Annotated in this window: 19 protein-coding genes; 13 read left to right on the top strand and 6 right to left on the bottom strand. The window is 43.3% G+C overall.

The genetic code is table 11. The features are described 5' to 3' along the window. Positions 1-59: 59 nt before the first annotated feature. Positions 60-1,700 carry a malate dehydrogenase (quinone) gene (gene mqo, locus ACNQO6_RS13750; protein WP_343579732.1) on the bottom strand — a complete coding sequence of 547 codons (1,641 nt, stop codon included), beginning with the start codon at positions 1,698-1,700 and terminating at the stop codon, positions 60-62. A gap of 401 nt (positions 1,701-2,101) precedes the next feature. On the opposite strand from mqo, the gene ACNQO6_RS13755 reads away from it, so the two are divergent. The 5 genes from ACNQO6_RS13755 (at position 2,102) to ACNQO6_RS13775 (ending at position 6,134) form a co-directional block, all read left to right on the top strand. Continuing rightward, positions 2,102-2,539 (top strand): N-acetyltransferase family protein, encoded by a 438-nt coding sequence (locus ACNQO6_RS13755; protein WP_440209327.1) that lies wholly within the window; start codon positions 2,102-2,104, stop codon positions 2,537-2,539. Positions 2,540-2,836: 297 nt separating this feature from the next. Beyond that, positions 2,837-3,226 carry a hypothetical protein gene (locus ACNQO6_RS13760; RefSeq protein WP_440209328.1) on the top strand — a complete coding sequence of 130 codons (390 nt, stop codon included), beginning with the start codon at positions 2,837-2,839 and terminating at the stop codon, positions 3,224-3,226. A gap of 175 nt (positions 3,227-3,401) precedes the next feature. After that, positions 3,402-4,016, top strand: a complete 615-nt coding sequence (locus ACNQO6_RS13765) for a hypothetical protein (RefSeq protein ID WP_440209329.1) — start codon at positions 3,402-3,404, stop codon at positions 4,014-4,016. Positions 4,017-4,264: 248 nt separating this feature from the next. Continuing rightward, positions 4,265-4,888 carry a hypothetical protein gene (locus tag ACNQO6_RS13770; RefSeq protein WP_440209330.1) on the top strand — a complete coding sequence of 208 codons (624 nt, stop codon included), beginning with the start codon at positions 4,265-4,267 and terminating at the stop codon, positions 4,886-4,888. A gap of 685 nt (positions 4,889-5,573) precedes the next feature. Beyond that, positions 5,574-6,134 (top strand): TetR/AcrR family transcriptional regulator, encoded by a 561-nt coding sequence (locus tag ACNQO6_RS13775; RefSeq protein ID WP_440209331.1) that lies wholly within the window; start codon positions 5,574-5,576, stop codon positions 6,132-6,134. Between the two features lie 113 nt (positions 6,135-6,247). On the opposite strand, the gene ACNQO6_RS13780 is transcribed toward ACNQO6_RS13775, so the two are convergent. From ACNQO6_RS13780 to ACNQO6_RS13795, 4 genes are all read right to left on the bottom strand, one after another. Continuing rightward, a complete protein-coding gene (locus ACNQO6_RS13780) occupies positions 6,248-7,678 on the bottom strand; it encodes a hypothetical protein (RefSeq protein ID WP_440209332.1) in 1,431 nt (476 codons plus the stop codon). Between the two features lie 176 nt (positions 7,679-7,854). After that, positions 7,855-9,138: a ribonucleotide-diphosphate reductase subunit beta gene (locus ACNQO6_RS13785; protein ID WP_005228906.1), complete on the bottom strand. Its 1,284-nt coding sequence runs from the start codon at positions 9,136-9,138 to the stop codon at positions 7,855-7,857. A gap of 143 nt (positions 9,139-9,281) precedes the next feature. Further along, positions 9,282-9,413, bottom strand: a complete 132-nt coding sequence (locus tag ACNQO6_RS13790; RefSeq protein WP_004655460.1) for a hypothetical protein — start codon at positions 9,411-9,413, stop codon at positions 9,282-9,284. A gap of 69 nt (positions 9,414-9,482) precedes the next feature. Beyond that, positions 9,483-12,323 carry a ribonucleoside-diphosphate reductase subunit alpha gene (locus ACNQO6_RS13795; protein ID WP_199949657.1) on the bottom strand — a complete coding sequence of 947 codons (2,841 nt, stop codon included), beginning with the start codon at positions 12,321-12,323 and terminating at the stop codon, positions 9,483-9,485. A 567-nt stretch (positions 12,324-12,890) separates the two neighbouring features. On the opposite strand from ACNQO6_RS13795, the gene bfmR reads away from it, so the two are divergent. Continuing rightward, positions 12,891-13,607, top strand: a complete 717-nt coding sequence (gene bfmR / locus ACNQO6_RS13800; RefSeq protein ID WP_004770762.1) for a response regulator transcription factor BfmR — start codon at positions 12,891-12,893, stop codon at positions 13,605-13,607. A 106-nt stretch (positions 13,608-13,713) separates the two neighbouring features. Continuing rightward, the gene (gene bfmS / locus ACNQO6_RS13805; protein WP_343579723.1) at positions 13,714-15,354 is read left to right on the top strand and encodes a sensor histidine kinase BfmS; all 1,641 of its coding nucleotides are present in this window, start codon (positions 13,714-13,716) and stop codon (positions 15,352-15,354) included. Between the two features lie 116 nt (positions 15,355-15,470). On the opposite strand, the gene ACNQO6_RS13810 is transcribed toward bfmS, so the two are convergent. After that, positions 15,471-15,827, bottom strand: a complete 357-nt coding sequence (locus tag ACNQO6_RS13810) for a hypothetical protein (RefSeq protein ID WP_343579722.1) — start codon at positions 15,825-15,827, stop codon at positions 15,471-15,473. Between the two features lie 582 nt (positions 15,828-16,409). Here ACNQO6_RS13810 and ACNQO6_RS13815 point away from each other — a divergent pair. The 6 genes from ACNQO6_RS13815 to nuoG all read left to right on the top strand — a co-directional run bounded on the left by ACNQO6_RS13815 (position 16,410) and on the right by nuoG (position 24,060). Further along, a complete protein-coding gene (locus ACNQO6_RS13815; protein WP_032868078.1) occupies positions 16,410-16,961 on the top strand; it encodes an NADH-quinone oxidoreductase subunit A in 552 nt (183 codons plus the stop codon). 6 nt (positions 16,962-16,967) lie between these two features. Beyond that, entirely contained in the window at positions 16,968-17,645 is a 678-nt protein-coding gene (locus tag ACNQO6_RS13820) for a NuoB/complex I 20 kDa subunit family protein (RefSeq protein ID WP_004638049.1), read from the top strand. 87 nt (positions 17,646-17,732) lie between these two features. After that, positions 17,733-19,520 (top strand): NADH-quinone oxidoreductase subunit C/D, encoded by a 1,788-nt coding sequence (gene nuoC / locus ACNQO6_RS13825; protein ID WP_004770766.1) that lies wholly within the window; start codon positions 17,733-17,735, stop codon positions 19,518-19,520. 12 nt (positions 19,521-19,532) lie between these two features. After that, positions 19,533-20,042, top strand: a complete 510-nt coding sequence (gene nuoE / locus ACNQO6_RS13830) for an NADH-quinone oxidoreductase subunit NuoE (RefSeq protein ID WP_004770767.1) — start codon at positions 19,533-19,535, stop codon at positions 20,040-20,042. Then, positions 20,039-21,364: an NADH-quinone oxidoreductase subunit NuoF gene (gene nuoF / locus ACNQO6_RS13835; RefSeq protein ID WP_005283655.1), complete on the top strand. Its 1,326-nt coding sequence runs from the start codon at positions 20,039-20,041 to the stop codon at positions 21,362-21,364. Before nuoE ends, nuoF begins: the two co-directional genes overlap by 4 nt. Before the next feature lie 11 nt (positions 21,365-21,375). Further along, positions 21,376-24,060 carry an NADH-quinone oxidoreductase subunit NuoG gene (nuoG, locus tag ACNQO6_RS13840; RefSeq protein ID WP_440209333.1) on the top strand — a complete coding sequence of 895 codons (2,685 nt, stop codon included), beginning with the start codon at positions 21,376-21,378 and terminating at the stop codon, positions 24,058-24,060. The last annotated feature ends 1 nt before the right edge of the window (position 24,061 follow it).

The raw sequence follows: 24,061 nt of genomic DNA on the forward strand, positions 1-24,061 counted from the left end.
AATAAAACAAAAAAGGGAAGAGCCGAAACTCCTCCCTTTTAATATGTTCCTACACGGAATTACTGAGCAACAGCTTCAGCTTTTACCGCTTTTTTCGCAGGAACCATATTGGCTGGTGTCGTATAGTTCAAGCCAAGTGTTGAGCTTGAATAATGACGGATTTGATCAAGCAAGGCAGGATCATTGGCAAGGTCTTGACCATAAGAACGGACAATCTCGTGCAACTTGTCATTCCATACACCTTTGGTTTGCTCAGGGAAGGCTTTTTCAAGCAGGTTGAGCATGATGTAAGGTGATGTAGATGCACCCGGTGAAGCACCAAGTAATGCAGTTACAGATTTATCTTTAGAAGCAAAGATTTCTGTACCGAATTGCAACTTAGCTGGTTTACCCGGCTCTTTCTTGATGATCTGAACGCGTTGGCCACCTTGCTGTAAGTGCCAGTCTTTCGGATCTGCTTCAGGATAGTATTTTTTCAACTCGTTGAAACGATCTTCATCCGACATCATTACCTGACTAATCAGGTACTGTACCAGGTCAGCATTTTGCAAGCCAATCGCAGCCATCGGCATCACGTTGTTTTTGTTGGTCGATGCAAGCAAATCAAGCTGTGAACCATTTTTCAGGAACTTGTTTGAATAGGTTGCGAATGGGCCAAACAGGACATATTTTTTACCGTCGATATAACGGGTATCAATATGAGGAACAGACATTGGAGGCGCACCCAGATCAGCACGGCCATAGACTTTGGCAGTGTGTTTTGCAGTAATCGCTGGGTTGTCTGTGACAAGGAATTCACCGCCCACAGGGAAGCCTGCATATTGTTGCGCTTCCGGAAGACCGGTCATTTGCAAGAGTTTAATTGCAGCACCGCCCGCACCAATGAAGACAAAGCGTGTTTTCACATGGCTTGCCTTACCAGATTTCAGGTCTTTGAAAGCAACTGACCAGGTGTTGTCGTCATTCTTGCTAATACCCGTCACTTCAGTTGAAGTGCTGAGCTTAAAGTTTGGACTTTTTTCGAGGTTGTTAATCAACTGTTTGGTGATTGCACCGTAGTTCACGTCAGAACCCACGTCCATACGTGTTGCAGCCACTTTTTGTTGAGGATCACGACCGTCCATCACCAATGGAGCCCATTGTTGAATTTCAGCCTTGTCTTCACTTAATTTCATGCCAGCGAATAATGGATGCTGAACCATGGCAGCATAACGCTTTTCCATGAAGTTCACATTGTCGCCCCAGACAAACGCAATATGCGGTACTGGGTTGATGAATGTATTTGGCGCTTCAAGCACACCTTGTTTTACTTGGTAAGCCCAGAACTGTTTTGCAATTTCGAACTGGCTTGCCACGTTGATGGCTTTAGAAATGTCCATTTTACCGTCTTTTTCTTCGGTATAGTTCATTTCCATAAAGCCAGAGTGACCTGTACCCGCATTGTTGAAACCGTTTGAACTTTCTTGTGCAACAGCATCAAGACGTTCATACATGCGGATGTTCCAGTCTGGTTGTAATTCGTTGAGGTAAGTACCTAAAGTGGCACTCATGATCCCGCCGCCGATGAGTACAACATCGACAGTCGGCTCGTCATTTGCAGTTTTAATTGCCTTAGACGCAACTGGTCTAAAAAGAAAGGCAATTGCAATAATAATTAGTACCACGAGCAGTACTAATAAATATTTCCAAAATTTTTTCATTCAATTTACCTTAAAAATTAAATGACGCTCTATATGACAAGCCATATAGAGAGAAAGAATTTAAATGATGATACAGACGCAATAAAGGTACATCAGTAAAGGGGTGACCTTGAGACTGACGTTAGAGGAGTTAGTTCATGAATTTTACTTTAAATTAGACAGTGTTTTGGTTAGCAAATGTTTCAAAGTGTACTGATCAAGTGGCTTTTAATTATTTTATGTATTTGTTTTGTGTAAATCGGTGGAAAAACTCTCATTTATAGTTTAGAGAATTGTGTCACATTTTGATCAAAAATAAGGTCAATGAATTGGTTCTGGTGAAAAAAAGCCGATTGGCCCTGTCTTCTGGTCAGGATCGTTTTACTCTTTGAAAGAATAGAATAACCAATAGAAAGTATTAAATGCAAATCAGACAACTCTGCCAGCACGATCAACAAAACTGGATGTCATTATGGCAAGCGTATCAGGCTTTTTATAAAATTGAGATCGATTCACGAATTACAGAACAAACATTTTCTCGTTTACTTGATCCAGATGAAACGATGTATTGTCTTGTTATTGAAAAGCAAGAGAAGTTGATTGGTTTTGTGCATTTTATATTTCACCGGAGTACATGGACGATAGGGGACTATTGCTATTTGCAGGACTTATTTGTTGAGCAAGAGGCACGAACAAAAGGTCTGGGCCGTAAATTAATTGAAGCTGTGTATGAAACAGCCGCTGAAAGACAATGTTCACGTGTCTATTGGTTAACACATGAAAGTAATGAACAAGCGAAAAGGCTTTATGACAATATTGCTGTAAACGCCGGTTTTATCCAATACCAGAAAAATCTGTAATAATTCTTTTTATTCTAAATGTACCTGAACATATTTTTTATATTAATCAATTACTAAAAACAAAGGAATCGCTATGTCGGTTTCTATTCAACCCCGATCTAATTAAAGGTGATCATCTTCTAGAATGTTCAATAAACTTATTTGGGCGAATAAATATTAATGCTTGTTTTTGATTGGTGGTTAATAGATTTTATAATATCAAATCTAAATTGAAAGTGTTTTAATTTTTTATTGGAAAATAAACTTTTTGTCATCTCATATAATAGAAGTTTTTATATTGCTAAAAGCTGTTTAGGTATGGGTGAAAATCAAATTCTGTTTATCTTTATCATCATGTTGCTTTCGGGGTGTTCATCCTTCTTAAATTCAAGTAGTCCTAAACCCAGTCAAAGATTTGAGAAAGTGTTTACTGAAACGCATCTGATCAAGAGCAAAACCACGAAAACGGATGTCATTGCGCTGTATGGAACTACACGAGATAAAACCTTTTACCCTGATAACACTGAGATCTGGAGCTATTATGCGGACCAGCCTAGTCCTGAAACAGTGACCCTGACCCAGGCTCGCCAGAATAGCCCGGCAAAGCTTGGTCGGCAGAACGCGAATGTTTCTAGCGAACAACGGGCTTCAATTGCGATCTATTTTAATGCTCAGGGGGTAATGAGTGGATATGCAATTTCAGATTGACGACCAATATCCGATTAATATAACCCGAGCTTGATAGGGTTTAAGATTTTCAATCACACCTTGTAAATGTTTTAATATGAATGTGAAAATCAGGCCCTAAAAAATAATTATTATATTTATTCGCTCTAGCGCTTAGTAAAAGTAAATCAAAGATCAAGTTTTTTAGAGGTGAGTGATGAAAAATAATACCAATATTGGTGTGGTGAATGGCAATAATAATAATTTTAACCAAACGATCAATCAGGGGGGCGGGCAAGGTCAGTCATCAGACGATTCAACTTCGCATACTTTTGTGCTCCTGATTGGGCTTTTTGCACTGATGTTAGTGATCGTGATGTTTTACTTGGTCTATTTTGATCAGATTATGTTTTTTCTCAAGTTTTTTGTGGGGCTGAGCGTTGTTCTATTCGTATTTAAAATTATTTATCCTCTTATTAATAGGCAGCAGGATTTTCAGGATCTGACAGACTCGATTATCGGACTGTTTCTTGCCGGTCTATTGGCTGTCATGGTTCACATGACGGATAAAGCCATGCCGCAGCAAATACTGATCCTTGCGGAAGAGCTTAGTTTGGAGTCAGGCAGTGTCTGGAATCAGGCCTGGCTATTGTGGACGCAGTTTAAACCCTTAGGGCATAAAATCATTCTTTGTAATATGGGCGCTACATTGAGTTTAATGATCGGGATTTTTTCCAATTTACTTTATAGCTTCAATCTATTTAAGCCACTTAGTCCCCTCATAGTCGTGGTGATGAGTCTGGCTGCGTATAGTGTTCTAGCCCTCACTTAATAAAAAAATATCAATCTGCTTGAGCTTGGGTCTCTCTGGTTATTTTTAAATTCTGGCTGATAAGTGTTTATACCAAAAATTTAAAATCAGGCTGAAAAAATTACCTACTATAGTGATCCGGAGTTGTGATTCTGCTGCAAGTTTTCCATTGTGACTGCCTAGAGAGGTTGTTGAGACACTGGTTCCATTAATTTTCTGTGGCTTTTGAGATGGTTAAATTTTTATTCAATAAAGAAAAGGAGGGCATTTTGAAAGATAAAAGAAAGGAAAGTACTGCAACAAATCATGATGATGCTGTTCAGTATTTACATCTGCACTATATCAATAGCATGAGTGGTTATGTAAATACTCAATTTTCGAATACGATGTCTATCTGTTTGGGCTGTTCCATGATGATGTTCATGGTGGCTATGAACTATCTTGTTTATTTTGATCAATTGCATTTTTTTCTTTTGATGATTGCGATCATCGGTGCGCTATTGCACTTTTTAAAACTGATTTATCAAATATTTGATATTGTAGACAATACCTATCGCTATCAGGATTCTATTGATCCGCTGCTGGGATTGGTGCTTTCTGCCGTGCTGGGATGGTTGGTGAGCAGTATTGTGAATGCCATGCCTTTATCAATTCTGGTATTTGCAGAGCAATTTGATATAGGGTCAAGGCATTATCAGACCTTAAAGTTGTGGCAACATTATAGCGGCATGGAGCATCGAATCATTTTGCAAAGTATGTGCGCCACACTATTTGTACTGATCGGGTTGGTATCTAATTTGCTCTATGGCTTAATGAAGGTTAAGCGCTTGAGTTCATTGATCGGTGCTATTGCGATTCTCTCAGCTTATCTGTTGATCTGTTTATATACATAGGCTGGATAAAGGCAATCATTGATAAGGATAAAAAGGCAATCCGTAGTGTTCTAAACTGCTCGTCCATTCAATTAAGGTAATTATTGAGAGAACGGCTAAACCTTAAGGTCTGAGGATTATTAATAAAATATTCTTACATCATAGATTAAAAATATTAAATAATAGAAAATTATTTAAACTGTTGAAAATTAATAATAAACCTGTTTTTCACGATCAATTCGCACATTGACACCCATCAATACTCCGATTATTCTTTAAACGCTGGCCTACATCGCCAGCCGGTTTTAGCAGACCGTATCCTAAGTACATTGAAAAAACTTGTTTTTTTGATGTAGACTCGTTCGTCCCCCTTTTGTAGCGGTAGGGCGAAAGGGGGACGCCTCCGGGCGTGCTGATTCTTAGGTTCAGTCTGCTAACCCTCTTTCACCCTGCCACCATAATCTTTATGTCCTGGCAGCGTTCCGAATTTTGTAGGAGTTGGCCATGTATCGTATTCTTATTTATCTCAACTAGGGCTTGATCGCGTTTAAATGCTTTTAGGCATTAGGTCGTCATGACTTAAAAATCCAAATCAACAATAAAATCAGAGATGTGCTTGAGCCGTCTTTTCGGGCTTTTGTATGCCTTTTTTGCCGCTAACATGTTGGCGGGTACAGTGAGAACAAAAAAATTATAGGGACACTATATGTCGCATTTAGAAATTTCATTTCGCGCTTTAAAGGTGCTGGAGACTTCCCGAAAATTGTTTAATGCTCATGGTTTTCATGGCGTCGGGGTTGATCTGATTATTGAGTCATCTCAAATTGCCAAAGCAACCTTTTATAAATATTTTCAATCGAAAGAACAGCTGATTGAAATGAGTCTGGGGTTTCAAACCGAAGCGCTTAAAGAAGACGTGTTTGCGCTGATTTATCGGCAAAAACAGCTTACGCTGCATGAAAAACTGAAGCGGATATTCTTTTTACATGCGCATCTGGACGGACCTTATCATTTGCCGTTTAAAGCGATTTTTGAGATTGAAAAGCGTTATCCTGCGGCTTATCAGATTGTAGCGAATTATCGGAAATGGTTGATTAATGAAATTTTTAAGCTGCTTTCAGCCAATTCGGTACATGCCTCTAAAAAGGATGCGCATATGTTTTTATTTGTGGTCGATGGGGCAATGATTTTGCTTTTGGGCAGCAGGAATGGGGTGGATGATCCAGAGCGGTTGATTGAAGGGTTTTTGGTAGGGTTGGGGAGGTGAATTTATCAATTCTGAATATGAGAGAGTTCTCAAGCCGGGATATCTCTAAAAATATTATTTCATAAATATTAGATAGGCAGTACGATGACTGCCTTAAATCCAGCAAATCCTGTTTATTTTAGTTGATGACTATAAATATGGTTGTCTTTTTTATTTTCATACACTGAACCTTCTACCCAAAAAACTTGGTCAGAGTTTGCTTCAACGCCCAATACTTTGAGATAACCCTGAATTGCTAATTTTTGCCAAGATGTTCCCCAGTCTTTTGAGTAAAAGACTGCAGTTGCAGAAACTGTTCCGCCAGAGCCTGCTGGTTTACGCCAGGTACTTGGCTGCAAAATACGCGCTGCAATGTGTTCACTCATTGTAGTAATCAAAAGTGCATCATGGGTTATCCAGATATCATAAACATATGAAGAACCGTTAAAAGGTGAAAAAGGGTGGGGTAAAGTTCCATGTATTTTCCAACTTAAATTTTCTGGGACTAACTCTGCAATTACATCCTGATCTTGATCCTTTTGGTTCTGAATGGTAATAATTTTACCCTGAGTATTCTGTGCTAACTTCTTGATTGCTAAACCCTGAATGCGTTTAACTTCCCCCATGATCCACTTGCCATTGACCCGATCAAGCTTGGCTCGGGTAGTCACTTGAAATGGGCCTGTGGTCAGAGCCTGACTGAAAATCTGTGTAACCCATAAGATTGCATGATCATCATGTGTCTGAGTAATAAAGGCTTTTATTTCTCCAAGATCATCGGCCTTCCAGTCAGGGTTTAAATGGGCTTTATCTGGAAGAGAAGTGATATCTAATAAAAGAGGGGCGGAAGCCATAATAGTTTCCATACTTTTACCTTGGTCTTTAGAAAAATAAAGCCCACTTGGCTGATTGGCTGCCAGTCCCTCTGTTGGTTGTTCAAAAGGAAAGTCTTTCCATGCCCAAAGAGCATTGTCTTTATATGCTGTGGGGCGGATTGTCCATGCCTGTTGTTGAACTGGGGCAAAAAAGCCCTCATTTTGAATTTTCCAATGACGACCTTGATCATCGCTACGGAATACGGCAGTTTGTTTTGAATAACCCTGTTGACCTTGATTTAGATCTGTTAAGAGTAGGACGCTATTTAATATCGGTACCAAGCATCCAATACCTTGAAGGCGTGCAACTTCTTCAAAATGTCCTTGATTATTGAGTCTTGAGACGTAAGTAATGGGTTCTTCCCGATTCATTCCCATAAAATTACTATACTCATCAGCTTCTTTGGCAGGGAGTAATGAATTTAGATTAAAAGATTTACTCGTTTCATCATCACTTAAATTTGGAGAATCATCTCGGGCAACTAACCATGTACCGCTAGGCGTTACTTTTATGCCAGTACAAAACTGTTGCATTTCTCTTTGAAAAGGAGTGTCTACGCTGGCGAATATTTGTTTTTGGGGTTTTTCACCAAACCACTCGTATTTTGCTGCGGTTATTATCGTAAGATAAAACCCTAGTATTATAAGAATTAAGAGGATAACAAACCATTTAAGGCGAAAGTAAGACATTGGATTCAAAAGCTCGTTATTTGTTATTGATAATCTAAGCGTCAGGTAAATGGATATTAAAATTTAAAAATATTTTTGCTATGGCAATGATGATATGCAAGATAAAAGATTTACAAACCCGCTTTTTATAGTGTTATGCCACGCTATTATTTTATAACAACGTGGCATAATTCAACTTACCAGCTTAACGCACCACCAGTTTGGTAATCCGTTACACGCGTTTCAAAGAAGTTCTTCTCTTTACGCAAGTCCATCATCTCAGACATCCAGCCAAATGGGTTGGTAACACCGGCAAACTGCTCTGGTAAACCAAGCTGCGCTAAACGACGGTTACAGATGAACTTCAAGTACTCTTCCATCATGCTTGCATTCATACCCAATACACCACGTGGCATAGTGTCACGTGCATATTCGATCTCAAGCATGGTGCCTTCAAGAATCATTTGAATCACTTCTTCCTGGAACTCGGCCGTCCATAAGTGCGGGTTCTCGATCTTGATCTGGTTGATCATGTCGATACCGAAGTTCAAGTGCATAGATTCATCACGCAAGATGTACTGGAATTGCTCGGCAACACCGTTCATCTTGTTACGGCGACCCATACTCAAGATCTGAGTAAAGCCACAGTAGAAGAAGATCCCTTCAAGTACGCAGTAGAATGCGATCAGGTTACGAAGTAAACGCTGGTCGTTTTCAGGCGTACCGGTATGGAACGTCGGGTCACTTAAAGATTGCGTATACTTCAAGCCCCAAGATGCTTTACGCGCAACAGATGGAATCTCGCGGTACATGTTGAAGACTTCGCCTTCGTCCATGCCCAAAGATTCGATACAGTATTGATAAGCATGGGTGTGAATCGCTTCTTCAAATGCCTGACGCAAAATGTACTGACGGCATTCAGGGTTGGTAATGTGACGGTAGATCGCCAATACCAGGTTGTTTGCAACCAATGAGTCTGCCGTCGAGAAGAAACCTAAAGAACGCATGATGATGGTACGCTCATCTTCGGTTAAGCCATTTTCAGACTTCCAAAGCGCGATGTCATGGTTCATGTTGACTTCTTGTGGCATCCAGTGGTTTGCACACCCGTCAAGGTACTTCTGCCAAGCCCACTCGTATTTGAATGGCACCAGCTGATTCAAGTCTGCACGACAGTTGATCATGGCTTTATCATCAACCTGAACGCGCTGAGCGCCCATTTCAAGTTCTTCCAGGCCAGGGGCAACGTCTAGGTGTTCTAGGGCTGCAGATGCTCGAGCCAGCGAATCGGCTGAATCTGTTGATCGCACGGTACTGGTTCCAGCGGATTGTGCAGCTGCCACGCGCGGCGATGATTGCTCTGAATCAGATACCACTTGCGTATTAACCGTTTTTTGCGTGTCGATGGGCGCAGACTTGTGTTCAGGTGCAGTCGGTTTTTGCGAATCATCTTCAAAATCGTCCCAACTAAGGATAGACATATCAATTCTCTCTTCGTTGCTTTATATCTTTTATGAAGACATCTCAATCAAGAAGATGTCCTTACTATACGCTCAATTTGTGTAAGCAAAATTAAGTTTTATTGATTGATTTTTTAAAAGTGACCAGTCGGCACTCGCAATCCCTAAGACTTATTTTGATTACGCTGTTGTCTACGTATTTTAAAAAACGCGTAAACGAGGGGGATATAAAACACTAGAAAGGCACAAATCAGAACAATCACACCAAATTGATAATTATGACTGAGATGGAACATGATCTATGCCTCTATAGATTTAAATCTTGCAAGGCCCTTCCAGTGTGAGAAGGGCGTATGCGGATTTAATTACTGACAAGCTTCACAGTCTGGATTGTCGATTGAACAAGCCATTGGTACTGGTGCTGCTGTCGTAAAACCATCTTCTTCAACTGGAGTTTCTGGTTTTTTCTCTGCAACCGCCGCAGGTGCTGCTGCAACCACAGGCGCTTCAACCGATGCTGGTTTTACTGCATTGAGTGCACCAGTATTAATCGTTGATTTCTCAGCAGAGGTCGCACCTAAAGCTCGGAGGTAATAAGTGGTTTTAAGACCACGTAACCATGCCATCTTGTAGGTGATGTCAAGTTTCTTACCGTTCGCGCCAGCGATGTAAAGGTTCAATGACTGCGCTTGGTCGATCCATTTTTGACGACGAGAAGCAGCATCAACGATCCAGCGGGTATCCACTTCGAATGCAGTTGCGAAGATGGCTTTTAATTCCTCAGGAATACGCGCAATCTTCTGAACCGAACCTTCAAAGTGTTTCAGGTCGTTCACCATCACGCTATCCCAAAGACCGCGTTCTTTTAATGCACGAACCAGGTAAGGGTTGATCACGGTGAATTCACCAGACAGGTTCGACTTCACATACAAGTTCTGGAAAGTCGGCTCAATCGATTGAGACACGCCACAAATGTTTGAAATGGTTGCAGTTGGTGCAATTGCCATCACATTTGAGTTACGCATACCGTCTTTTTGAACTTTGGCACGTAATGTGTCCCAGTCTAAACGTTGGGTACGATCCACTTCGAACATGCGTTCCGGACGTGATTTAGCAACGATTTCCAAAGAGTCGATTGGCAGGATACCCTGATCCCACAATGAACCTTTGAATGTTGAGTAAGCACCACGTTCGATTGCAAGGTCGCTTGAGGTTTGAATTGCGTAGTAGCTGATCACTTCCATTGATTCGTCAGCAAAATCAACTGCTGCATCTGAACCGTAAGCAATGCCCATTTCATACAGTGCATCTTGGAAGCCCATGATCCCCATACCCACTGGGCGGTGTTTCATGTTTGAGTTTTTCGCTTGTGGTACCGCGTAGTAGTTAATGTCGATCACGTTATCGAGCATACGTACTGCTGTTTTAATGGTACGTGCAAGCTTCTCACGATCTAACACACCACCTTGAACGTGTTGTACAAGGTTGATCGAACCGAGGTTACATACCGCGATTTCGTCTTGGTTGGTATTTAACGTGATTTCTGTACACAAGTTCGAAGAGTGAACCACGCCCACGTGTTGTTGTGGTGAACGCAAGTTACATACATCTTTGAATGTGATCCACGGATGACCTGTTTCGAACAACATCGAAAGCATTTTGCGCCATAAGTCTTTGGCACGTACTTTCTTGTGTAGCATGTTTTGTTCTTTTGCAACTGCTTCGTAGTGTGCATAACGCTCAGCAAATTCAGCACCGGTCAAGTCATGCAGGTCTGGTGTTTCAGAAGGGGTGAACAGGGTCCACTCAGCATCTTCAAATACACGTTGCATGAACAGGTCAGGAACCCAGTTTGCCGTATTCATGTCATGGGTACGACGACGGTCATCACCAGTGTTTTTACGTAGCTCCAGGAATTCTTCAACATCCAAGTGCCAGGTTTCGAGGTATGCACAGACTGCACCTTTACGCTTACCACCTTGGTTAACCGCAACCGCTGTATCATTCGCAACTTTCAGGAATGGTACAACACCTTGTGATTTACCGTTGGTGCCTTTGATATAAGAGTTCAAGGCACGTACAGGGGTCCAGTCATTACCTAAACCGCCCGCCCATTTTGATAGCATTGCGTTGTCACGCATTGCACCATAAATGTCATACAGGTCATCGCCGATGGTGGTTAAGTAACAGCTTGATAACTGCGGACGTAATGTCCCTGAGTTAAACAGGGTCGGTGTAGACGCCATGTAATCGAAGCTCGACAATAAGTCATAGAATTCGATTGCGCGGTCTTCTTTATGTTCTTCGTTGAGTGCAAGACCCATTGATACACGCATAAAGAATAATTGTGGTAATTCGAAACGTACGCCATTCGAGTGAATGAAGTAACGGTCAAATAAAGTTTGTAGACCTAAATAGGTAAACTGGTTTGAGCGCTCTGGCTTGATCGCTGCGGCCAATTTTTCAAGGTCAAAGTCAAGCAGGTCAGCAGAAAGCAGATCAAGCTCAATACCTTTCTTGAGGAAGGTTTCTAAAGCATTGCCTTCTGGTGTATCTGAAGGTAGACCTAAGAATTCAAGACCTGTGCTTACCAATTCATTTGATAATAAACGTGCAGTCACATAAGTATAGTTCGGCTCTTGTTCGATGCGCGTACGGGTCGCCATCATCATCGTGGTCGCGATGTCGCTTTCTTTTACGCCGTTGTAGAGGTTCTTTACGGTCTCATCCACGATCGCCTGAACATCGATCCCTTCCAGGCCTTCACTTGCCGTCTGGATGGTTGCAGTCAACGCATCAAGATCCAATGGCTGGAGCTGGCCATTGTTGTCGGTAATCTGAAGGGTAGGGTGATGGTTCGCACCAGTTTGCTGACGGGCACTTGCGCGTTGGTCACGATAGATCACATAGGCACGGGCAACTTTTTGCTCGCCAGTACGCATCAGGGCCAGTTCAACCTGATCCTGAATTTCTTCGATATGAATCGTGCCACCCGAAGGTAAACGACGGTTAAATGTGTTCATAACCATTTCTGTCAATTGGGTGATGCGGTCATGGATACGACTAGAGTCGGTACCTTGTTGACCTTCAACAGCCAGAAATGCTTTCCCAATCGCAACAGAAATTTTCTCGGCATTAAATGGCGCAATCTCACCGGTGCGCTTAATGACCTGAAGTTGGCCAGGAGTAGAAGTGATGATGCTCATGTCAGCATAGCTCCATTATCATCTATTTTTATGTTCATGGACCGTTTGAATCGAGCAAAAAGTATGCCACGATGTTTGAGGGATAAACACAATACTTAGTGGTTAAAGTTTATTTTCAACACAAGATACGGGATTTTTAGCAGTAGATCAATCCTTGACATTTTAGTAAATTTTTTTTCATGTCTTAACTGCTGAATTCACAGGGACATAGCATAACAAAGCCGTTAAAAAAGGCTTATAGATAACTCTGTGGATAAGTCAAAAAACAGACACTTAAATTGTTATAGGCGAAGAAAGAAACAAATTGTTTAACATTGGCACAAAATCTATACTAAATATCCATCCTGAAGAAAAAACGCTTACAATTCTGAAAAATATATTAAAATTCATAATTTTAATAAAAAGATAACAAAACAGGGTAAGCGTGTATCAGTTTGGTGAACGGCTACTTGTTTACAATGTAAACGTGTGTATATTGCAATTCATAAACCAATGTATCTGTCAGATTTATATGGATAGAGTTACTTATTTATATAGACGGATTCACTCAGATTTTAGGGGCAACAAATGAGCCAAGAAGAAAAGTTACCAAAGATTCTAATTGTTGAAGATGACGAACGCTTAGCACGTTTGACACAAGAGTATTTGATTCGTAACGGTTTGGAAGTTGGTGTGGAAACGGATGGTAACCGTGCCATTCGTCGTATTATCAGCGAACAGCCGGATCTGGTGGTACTCGATGTGATGTTACCAGGTGCAGATGGCTTAACCGTTTGTCGTGAAGTACGTCCGCATTACCATCAGCCGATCTTGATGTTAACTGCACGTACCGAAGATATGGATCAGGTACTTGGTCTGGAAATGGGTGCAGATGACTATGTTGCCAAGCCTGTTCAGCCACGCGTCCTGTTAGCGCGTATCCGTGCCTTATTACGCCGTACCGACAAGACAGTAGAAGACGAAGTTGCACAACGTATCGAGTTTGATGATCTGGTGATTGATAACGGCGGACGTTCAGTGACCTTAAATGGTGATCTGGTTGATTTCACCAGTGCTGAATATGACCTGTTATGGTTACTTGCTTCAAATGCGGGTCGCATCCTGTCTCGTGAAGATATCTTTGAGCGTTTACGCGGCATTGAATACGACGGTCAGGACCGTTCGATTGATGTCCGTATCTCTCGTATTCGTCCAAAAATCGGTGATGATCCGGAAAACCCGAAACGTATTAAAACCGTACGTAGTAAAGGTTATTTATTCGTTAAAGAAACCAACGGGATCTAAATCCCTAGAATCCTCCTTTTTTAAGGGGGATTCTTTCCTTTCTGCTAAGGACTTGCGTAGCAGGCTGCTCAAGTGGGGTTTTAATGAGCTTGGAATTATTTAGCGTATGGTGAGTCGCGTACTGAAAAACAGCATATTCTTGCGTATTTATGCTGGGTTGGTGGTTTTGGTTGTTGTGGTTGCCGCATTCTGTTATTTGCTGGTCCAGATTATCAACTACCAAAGGGCGCAGGAATATCGTGAATCTCTGACCGATGGCATCTCCTATGTCATTAGTGAGGGGGTATCTCGCCAGCCAGAAAAACAGCAAAAACTCGACTGGATTTCCGACGCATCCGATTTGCTGGAATTGCCCATCTACTATGTGGATGCGGAACGGGTGGAATTATCCCGTACCGAGAAAAAACGGATTGCCGAGCAAAAGTCGGTGGTTCGTTATGATGCCAATAATGGTATTGGCTATATCATTATCGGTCTGAAAGACGATCCTAAGCACTTCCTTTATATCAAAGTCGATAAAATTGGCGAACGCCAGATGAAAGCGCTGCCGATCTTTGTGCTGGATTATCTGATTTTCTATCCAGGGCAGGAGCGTGAGTACTTAGAGAAAATCAAGAAGCATTTCTATTATCCGATTGAAATTGCAGATATTAAAGATATTAATCTGGATTCGGAGCAAATTGGTCGTTTACGTCAGGATCAAAGCATCTTGCTGTATAAAGACAGTGCAACAGTTCGTGGCACCACCATTTCGATTGTGTCTCCAATGCCTAACCATCCTGCACAAGTGCTGATCCTAGGCCCAGTGCCGATGTTTAACTGGATGCCGTTCCAGCTTTCTGCGGGGATTACCTTATTCAGTCTGTTCTTGCTGAGTTTGGGTGTTTACGGTTTGATTCTGCCGCTTGAGCGTAAAATCCGTCAGGTGCGTTATGCCTTGAACAAGATGAAGTCTGGTGATTTGTCGTTACGTGTCCCGATTGAGGGAAGCGATGAGATGGCCAATCTGGCTTCCAGTTATAACAACATGTCGGATCATATTCAGCGTCTGATTGAAGCGCAACGTGAGTTGATGCGTGCAGTATCACATGAGCTCAGAACCCCTGTGGCGCGGATCCGTTTTGGTATGGAAATGCTGGCAGAGGAAGATGACTATAATTACCGTATCCAGCAAGTCGACATGATCGATAAGGATATTGAAGCACTCAATACCCTGATCGATGAAATCATGACTTATGCCAAACTGGAGCAGGGCACTCCTTCTCTGGATTTCGAAGAAATTGTACTGGTCGAAGTGTTAGATCAGGTGGCAATGGAAACGGAAGCATTGAAGACGCAAAAAGAAATCGAGCTGATTGCACCGCCATTGGCCTTGCAGGTTGATGCAGAGCGTCGTTACCTGCATCGGGTGGTGCAGAATCTGGTCGGAAATGCAGTGCGCTACTGTGATCATAAGGTGCGCATTAGTGGCGGTATCCGTGCAGATGGCAATGCCTATGTCTGCGTTGAGGATGATGGACCGGGGATTCCTGAACAAGAGCGTGCACGAATTTTTGAAGCCTTTGCGCGACTGGATGATAGCCGTACCCGTGCTTCGGGTGGCTATGGTCTAGGCTTGTCGATTGTCAGCCGTATTGCCTACTGGTTTGGCGGCACGATTCAGGTGGATCAGAGTCCAAATCTGGGTGGCGCACGTTTTATCATGACCTGGCCTGCAAAACGTTATAAGCAAAGTCTGAAGAAATAGTGAAAGAGAAGGAATGGCAAGCACCATTCCTTTTTTATTTTAGTGCCAATAAAAAGCCAAGGCGCCGAAGGCCTTGGCTAAACTGATCTGAACAGTGTTAGTGAATTGATCCGTATTTACTCGTGAACCGAAGGATCAGGTTCGATCAAGGGTTTGCCTGAGCGAAGCGCCTGTAACGCATCGGCATTGAAATCAATCAGTAGGGAGTTGTTCTTGATGTCGATTTTATAGCCCTGAATCAGTGCCTGATCTCCATTTAGGGTTTCAACTTTATAACTGTCTGCAATATTGAGAATACTCTCTAAGTTGGTTGTGGTTGCGGCAAAATCCTCTCTGAATACTTCATAGATATCTCTTAAATCGAAGATTGCATTATCAGCATCTGGATGTTTTCGAACATAACTTTCTATGTGGCGCATCAGTAGTTGTGAAAAAAAGAAATAATCCGAGTCGTGTGTGTATTCTAGATGCATGTTTTTCTCCTTCTTTGCTTCTATTAGAATAACGATCTATTGCTTGAGCTGTGTATAAAGATAATTAAAGTATTTAGCTGAATTGCAACATATTATGTCGAAATGACAAGCAGGTTTTAGCTTTGTCCCTAGAGTGGATAAAAGAGCTGGGCAGCCCATTGTAAAGGGTACTTCATCGCATGCGGCTTCTCGACGGGATTAATCCCTGGATGGGCATCCAGATGAATTGGTTTTGTTTAAATTTTCAGCATAAATTTATCACAATGCAAGGATTTAGTGAGGGCTGCGATGTTTTTGTCGCATGCACAGAAATGGTGAAAGTTTTTGATGCACTGATAAAGAAAAAAATGATCAATATAGAGTCTTTGATTAGATAATTCGATTTTTAGGGGTGAATTAAGCATGATCTAGGATATATCCGTAACTTTATGGACAAAATCATCCGAAAGACTAAAGCGCTTCAACTAGCATGAGAAATTAGAAATCAGGTACAATTGGCGGGATTAATTTTGTGTTTGGTGTATTTGAAGGCCAATACATACATTCTTTGTTAAAAATAGGCCTGCCAGGAGTTATCCCCGCATGAGTGCCATTACTCCATACGATTGGGCAATTATTGCCTTCGTGATCGGCGTTACATTTCTTTGCGTTTTTATGCTCACTGTTCCCTTACTCCTAGGGGGTAAAGCATGGGGACGTGCGAAGCAAGAGCAGTTTGAGTCAGGTGTAGTTGGTGCGGGCGGTGCTCGTATCCGCTTGTCTGCCAAGTTCTATTTAGTTGCAATTTTCTTTGTGGTTTTCGATCTGGAAGCCCTCTATCTCTACGCTTGGTCAACTTCAGTCCGTGAAGTGGGTTGGGTTGGTTTTGCAACGGCTGCCGTCTTTATTCTGGTTTTATTAATTGGTTTGATTTACGAACTTTCAACAGGCGCGCTGAACTGGGCACCTTCTGATCGCCGTAAAGCTGCTGGTATCAAAACCAACATCGGTTCGCCAAATATGAACATTGCTGATATTACCCGATTCAATAACATTGAAGAGTTGGTTGTCGATCCTACTGGTCATATTCCAGCACAGTCTTCTGGTCGTGTTAAATCTAAAACACCGACTACCTCAACATCTGAACAGGAGTAAGTCGGGATGAAATATACTTTAACCCGTGCGAATCCGGATGCCGATCAATATCCATTACAAGATCGTCAAATCGTCACTGATCCACTTGAGGAAGAAGTGAATAAAAGTGTGATGATGACACGTCTTGAAGATGTGTTGCATACCGCAGTGAACTGGGGGCGTAAAAACTCTTTGTGGCCATTTAACTTTGGTACTTCATGCTGCTACGTTGAATATGCAACCACATTAACAGGCGTTCACGACTTGTCACGTTTTGGTGCCGAGGTTATTCGTGCTTCACCACGTCAGGCAGACTTGATGATTGTTGCAGGGACCTGCTTTGTCAAAATGGCACCTGTTATTCAACGTTTGTATGAACAGATGCTTGAACCTAAATGGGTCATCTCAATGGGTGCTTGTGCTAACTCTGGTGGTATGTACGACATCTATTCCGTGGTTCAGGGTGTAGACAAAATTATTCCTGTTGATGTGTACATCCCAGGTTGTCCGCCTCGTCCAGAAGCATTGATCCAAGCATTGATGTTACTTCAAGACCAAATTCAACTAGAGCGCCGTCCACTTTCAGCGGTTATTGGTGATGATCTTCAGCCTGTGTATAAGCCAAAGATGATGCCAGAACGTGACCGTAAAAATGCTGAACGTATTGCGGTGAAAAACTTACGCTCTATGGATGAAATTAAATAATTTTAACGATGAGTTTTTGACGTATCCGTGATGGATATGGTCATCGGGAAAATTGCCAGAATTTGTATTAAATAGGAAGCCAAGCCAATGGCTGAAACTGACATTGCTATGCCAGAATCAACGCCAGTTGATTCACGCCCAGCATTTGCAATCGTAGAAGAGCTCAAAACCAAGTTTGGTGAGAACTTTTACGTGCAGGCGACTTTTGAAGAGTTTCCAACAGTCTGGGTTGAGCGCGCACGCGTGCAAGAAGTCCTCATGTTCCTCCGTAAAGTGGAACGTCCTTATGTCATGCTGTTTGACTTGTCTGCGGTAGATGAGCGTTTACGTGTTCACCGTGACGGTTTACCAGCATCTGACTTCACTGTGTTCTATCATTTATTATCGCTTGAGCGTAACAGTGACATCCGTATCAAAGTTGCGTTGAATGAAAATGATTTAAGCATTCCAACCGCAACCAATATCTGGCCAAATGCCAACTGGTACGAGCGTGAAGCTTACGATATGTTTGGTATCGATTTCGCCGGGCATCCAATGCTCCGTCGTATCCTGTTGCCAACCTATTGGGAAGGTCATCCGTTACGTAAAGAATATTCTGCCCGTGCGACAGAATATACCCCGTATATGCAAGATCAGGCAAAGCAGGACTTCGAACAAGAACACTTACGCTTTGTCCCTGAAGACTGGGGTCTAAAACGCGGTAATGATGACGAAGACTTCATGTTCCTGAACTTGGGTCCTAACCATCCATCTGCACACGGTGCATTCCGTGTGGTGTTACAGCTGGACGGTGAAGAAGTCAAAGACTGTGTACCTGATATCGGTTATCACCACCGTGGTGTGGAAAAGATGGCTGAACGTCAAACCTGGCATTCATTCATTCCGTATACCGATCGTGTTGACTACTTGGGTGGTTGTGCGCAAAACATGCCATACGTGATGGCTGTTGAGCAAATGGCGGGGATTAAAGTCCCTGAGCGTGCACAAGTCATTCGTGTGATGTTGAACGAATTATTCCGTATCAATAACCACTTATTGTTCTGTGGTACCGCGATTCAGGATGCGGGTGGTATGACACCGGTATTCTATATGTTCGCAGACCGTCAAAAAGTCTATGACATCGTTGAAGCGATTACCGGTTACCGTATGCACCCAGCATGGTTCCGTATTGGTGGTACAGCACACGACCTTCCAAACAACTGGCAAAAACTGGTTAAAGAATTGCTAGAGTGGATGCCGAAGCGTTTGAACGAGTACTACACTGCTGCACTTAAAAACTCAGTATTTATTGGTCGTACGCGTAACGTTGCGCAATACGATGCTAAATCTGCGTTGGCTTGGGGTGTGACGGGTACAGGTTTACGTGCGACAGGTATCGATTTTGACGTTCGTAAATATCGCCCATACAGCGGTTATGAAAACTTCGACTTTGATATTCCAGTGGAATATGAAGGTGATGCATACGCACGTGTCTTGGTTCACTTCCGTGAAATCACTGAATCATTGAAAATTATTCAACAGTGCTTGGATAACATGCCATCTGGTCCATATAAAGCGGATCATCCATTGGCTGTTCCACCACCAAAAGACAAGACATTACAAGATATTGAAACCTTGATTACGCACTTCCTAAGCGTATCTTGGGGTCCTGTAATGCCGGCAGGCGAGTCTTCATTCATGACTGAAGTGGTGAAGGGTGCGAGTACCTATTACCTCACTTCTGATAAGTCAACCATGAGCTACCGTACCCGTATTCGTACGCCAACGTTCACGCATTTACAGCAAATGCCATCTGTGATTAACGGCAGTCTGGTGTCTGACTTGATCATTTATTTGGCGACCATTGACGTGGTTATGGCTGACGTGGATCGCTAGGGGTAAACGATTATGATGATTTTGACTGATAAAAAACCACGTGTGAATGTTGAAGGGATTTTGACTGCGGACGAAATCCATGAAATTGAACATCACATTGGTCACTACCCATACCCACGCGCAGCCTCTCTGGATGCCTTGAAATGTGTACAACGCCGTAATGGCTGGGTAGATGACGCACAAATGAATGCGATTGCACAATTGCTCAGCATGAGTGTGGCGGATCTGGAAGGCGTAGCAACGTTCTATAACCGTATCTACCGTCAACCTGTGGGTCGTCACGTGATTTTATTGTGTGACTCGATTGCATGCTTCTTGATGGGTGCAGAAACTTTGGCAGAAGCGTTCCAGCGCGAGTTGGGAATCCAGTATGGACAGACCACAGCAGATGGTCGTTTTACCTTGCTCCCGATTTGCTGTCTAGGCAACTGCGACAAAGGGCCAACCTTAATGATTGATGAAGATACTCACGGTTTAGTGGATGTGTCATCAGTTAAACAGTTATTGGAGAAGTATGTATGAATACTGAACCAAAACCAATTTATGGCGACGGTAATCCAGAAACTCATCCGCTGACTTGGCGTTTGAGCAAACAGGATGCAGTACGTAATGCTGACGAGTACGAAACACTAGAAGGCTATGCCGGCTTTAAAAAAGCACTTGGCATGCCACCAAAAGATGTACTTGAAGTCATTAAAGCTGCGACCGTAAAAGGTCGTGGTGGTGCAGGTTTCCCGGCAGGGATCAAATGGTCATTGATGGCACCAAACGATGGTGGCCCTCGCTATTTGATCTGTAATGCCGATGAAATGGAACCGGGTACCTTTAAAGATCGTTTGTTGATGGAAAAACTTCCACATCAATTGATTGAAGGCATGCTGATTGCAGGTTATACCCTAGAGGCAACTCAAGGTTATATCTTCATCCGTGGCGAATATATCGAAGCTGCTCAATACTTAAATGAAGCATTAGAGCAAATCCGTGCCAAAGGTTACCTAGGTGAAAATATCCTTGGAACGGGCTGGAACTTTGATCTACACGTTCATACCGGTGCAGGTCGTTATATTTGCGGTGAAGAAACTGCATTGATTAACTCGCTTGAAGGCCGTCGTGCCAATCCGCGTACCAAGCCGCCATTCCCGCAAGTTGCAGGTGCATGGGGCCGTCCAACGATTGTCAACAACGTTGAGACCTACAATAACTTGCCAGCCATCATGTTGCGTGGTCCTGAGTGGTATATCAACCTTTCAGCAGGTAAGTCGAAAGATCCAGGCACCAAGATTTATGGTGCATCAGGTAAAGTCAAATTCCCGGGACTCTGGGAACTGCCATTCGGTACCACTGCGCGTGAAGTGATTGAAGAACATGCGGGCGGTATGCGTGACGGTTTGACCTTGAAAGCCTGGTTACCGGGTGGTGCATCAACGGACTTCCTGGCTGCTGAACACATCGACCTACCAATGGATTCTGAAAGCATCATGAAAGCAGGTTCACGTTTAGGTACCTGTCTATTGATGGTGGTGGATGAAACTCAATGTATGGTCTCTGCGACACGTAATTTAGAAGAATTCTTTGCGCGTGAATCATGTGGTTTCTGTACACCATGCCGTGATGGTTTACCTTGGGCAGTGAAAGCGCTTAAAGCACTGGAAACAGGCGAAGGTAAGAAAGAAGATATCGACCATTTACAAGAACTGACGCGTAAATTGTGGATCGGTAAAACTTTCTGTGCTCACGCACCAGGTGCGATGGAGCCGCTTATGGGCGCACTTAAATATTTCCGTAGCGAGTTTGAAGCAAAGGTTAAGACCCATGCTCCAGCTCTAGACGTAGAACAAGCTTAAGGAATTCGACTATGGCTACAATTCATGTCGATGGAAAATCGTATGAAGTCAACGGCTCAGAAAACTTGCTACAAGCATGTCTCAGCCTTGGCATCGACATCCCGTATTTTTGTTGGCACCCATCCTTAGGTTCTGTTGGTTCTTGTCGTCAATGTGCGGTGACTCAGTATGCAAATCCTGAGGACACACGTGGACGCTTGGTGATGTCATGTATGACACCTGCTGCCGACAATACCTATATCTCGATTGAAGACAAAGAAGCAACGGATTTCCGTGCGTCGATCGTTGAATTCTTGATGACCAATCACCCGCACGACTGTCCAGTCTGTGAAGAGGGTGGTCACTGTCATTTACAAGATATGACGGTGATGACCCAGCACGATCGTCGTCGCTACCGCTTTACCAAACGTACCCACTATAACCAAGAGTTAGGTTCGTTTATTGCGCATGAGATGAACCGTTGTATCGCGTGCTACCGTTGTGTGCGTTACTACAAAGACTATGCTGGCGGTACTGACTTTGGTGTTTATGCCAACGCATCGCGTGTCTACTTCGGTCGTCCAGAATCAGGCACTTTAGAATCTGAATTCTCGGGTAACCTGACTGAAGTCTGTCCGACAGGTGTATTCACGGATAAGACGCATTCAGCACGCTACAACCGTAAATGGGACATGCAGTATGCGCCAAGCGTATGTCATGGCTGTTCTTCAGGTTGTAACATCTCTCCGGGTGAGCGTTATGGCGAAATCCGTCGTGTTGAAAACCGTTTCAACGGCTCAGTAAACCAATACTTCCTTTGCGATAAAGGCCGTTTCGGTGTGGGCTATGTGAATCGTGCAGACCGTCCACGTCAACCGCAATTCCGCAATGGTGAAACTGTTGCAACTGTGAGTGTGGATCAGGCACTGGATCAGGTGATTGCCCAACTGCAAGGCAAGAAAGTGTTAGGTATTGGTTCACCGCGCGCAAGCCTCGAATCAAACTACGCACTTCGCGAACTGGTTGGACAAGACAATTATTCAACCGGGATGTCGCAAAAAGACCAGAATCTGGTTGAGTTGGCTGCATCAATCATGCAAACACAGGGAATCTATAACCCGAACATGCGTGAAATTGAAAGCTATGATGCCGTGTTGATCCTGGGTGAAGACTTGACCCAAACTGCACCACGTATGGCTTTATCTGTTCGCCAAGCTGCGAAAAATAAAGCCAAAGAAATGGCTGCTGCAACACGTACCCCAGACTGGCTGGCAGAACCTGTACAACGTATCGGTCAAGAAGCAAAATCACCAATCTATATCCTCGCTGCAACGCAAACGCGTTTAGCGGATGTGGCAACAGGTGAAGTGGTTGCATCTCCAAATGACATCGCACGTTTAGGTTTCGCGGTTGCTGCGGCGGTTAAAGGTGAAGCGCTTTCTGGTTTGGCGGATGATGCAAAAGCATTTGCGCAAACCATTGCGGATACCTTGAAAGCTGCGAAAAAGCCATTGATTATCTCGGGTACCAGCTTACAAGATCCTGCCATCATGGAAGCTGCGGCTCAAGTTGCACAAAACCTCGGTGAACATGCCGGCTTGTCATTGACTGTTCCAGAAGTGAACTCAATGGGCTTGGCGCTGTTTGGCGGATTAAGCTTGGAGCAAGCATTTGCACAAGATTATGATGCAGTGGTTGTGATTGAAAATGACTTGACTCGTCGTTTACCAGTGGCTCAGGTTAAAGCTGCTTTTGATAAGGCTGAAACTGTGATCGTACTCGATCATAGCGAAACTGAAACCTTGAAACTTGCAGATATCGTACTTTCAGCAGCAAGCTTTGCTGAGGGGGATGGTACTGTCGTGAGCCAAGAAGGCCGTGCACAACGTTTCTATCAAGTGTATGACCCAAGCTACTACAAGCCTGAATATGCGATCAAAGAATCTTGGCGCTGGTTACATGCCGTTGAGACGGGTCTTAAAGGCAAAGCGGTAGACTGGACACTTCTTGATGATGTGATTGATGACATCGTGAAGAATGTTCCTGTGCTTGAAGCGATTCAAGATGTTGCACCGGATGCGGGTTATCGTATTCACGGTTTGAAGATTGCGCGTGAACCACGTCGTTACTCTGGCCGTACTGCAATGCGTGCGCCGTTATCGGTTCACGAACCGAAACAACCGACTGATCCTGATTCGGCATTAACCTTCTCGATGGAAGGTTATGTCGGTAATCAGACCGCATCGTCACTGGTCCCATTCGCATGGTCTGCGGGCTGGAACTCACCACAAGCTTGGAACAAATACCAGGATGAAGTGGGCGGTCACTTAAAAGGTGGTGATTCAGGTGTTCGTTTATTCGATCGTTTGGCAAAACGTCCTGCACGTAGCTATGTGGCGCCGTCAGCAGTTGTTGTGAATCCGGAAAGCTTCCGTCTTGTACCAATGCACCATATTTTTGGTTCTGGCGAATTCACCATTAAAACACCTGCGATGGAATCTCGTATTCCTGAAGCGATGTTTGCGGTGGGCGAGCAAGATGCGACCCGTTTAAATGTTCAGGATGGTCAACGTATTACCGTGCAAGCGGGCGAGACCAGCATCAGCTTACCTGTACAAGTGATCGAATATTTACCAACAGGTTATATCGGTTATCCAATTGGTCTGGCACCAACAGTTTCATTGGCAGAGCCAGTGTCTGTGGCGGTAGGAGTGTAAT

The organism is Acinetobacter calcoaceticus, assembly GCF_051947995.1.
In the GTDB taxonomy this organism is placed as follows: domain Bacteria; phylum Pseudomonadota; class Gammaproteobacteria; order Pseudomonadales; family Moraxellaceae; genus Acinetobacter.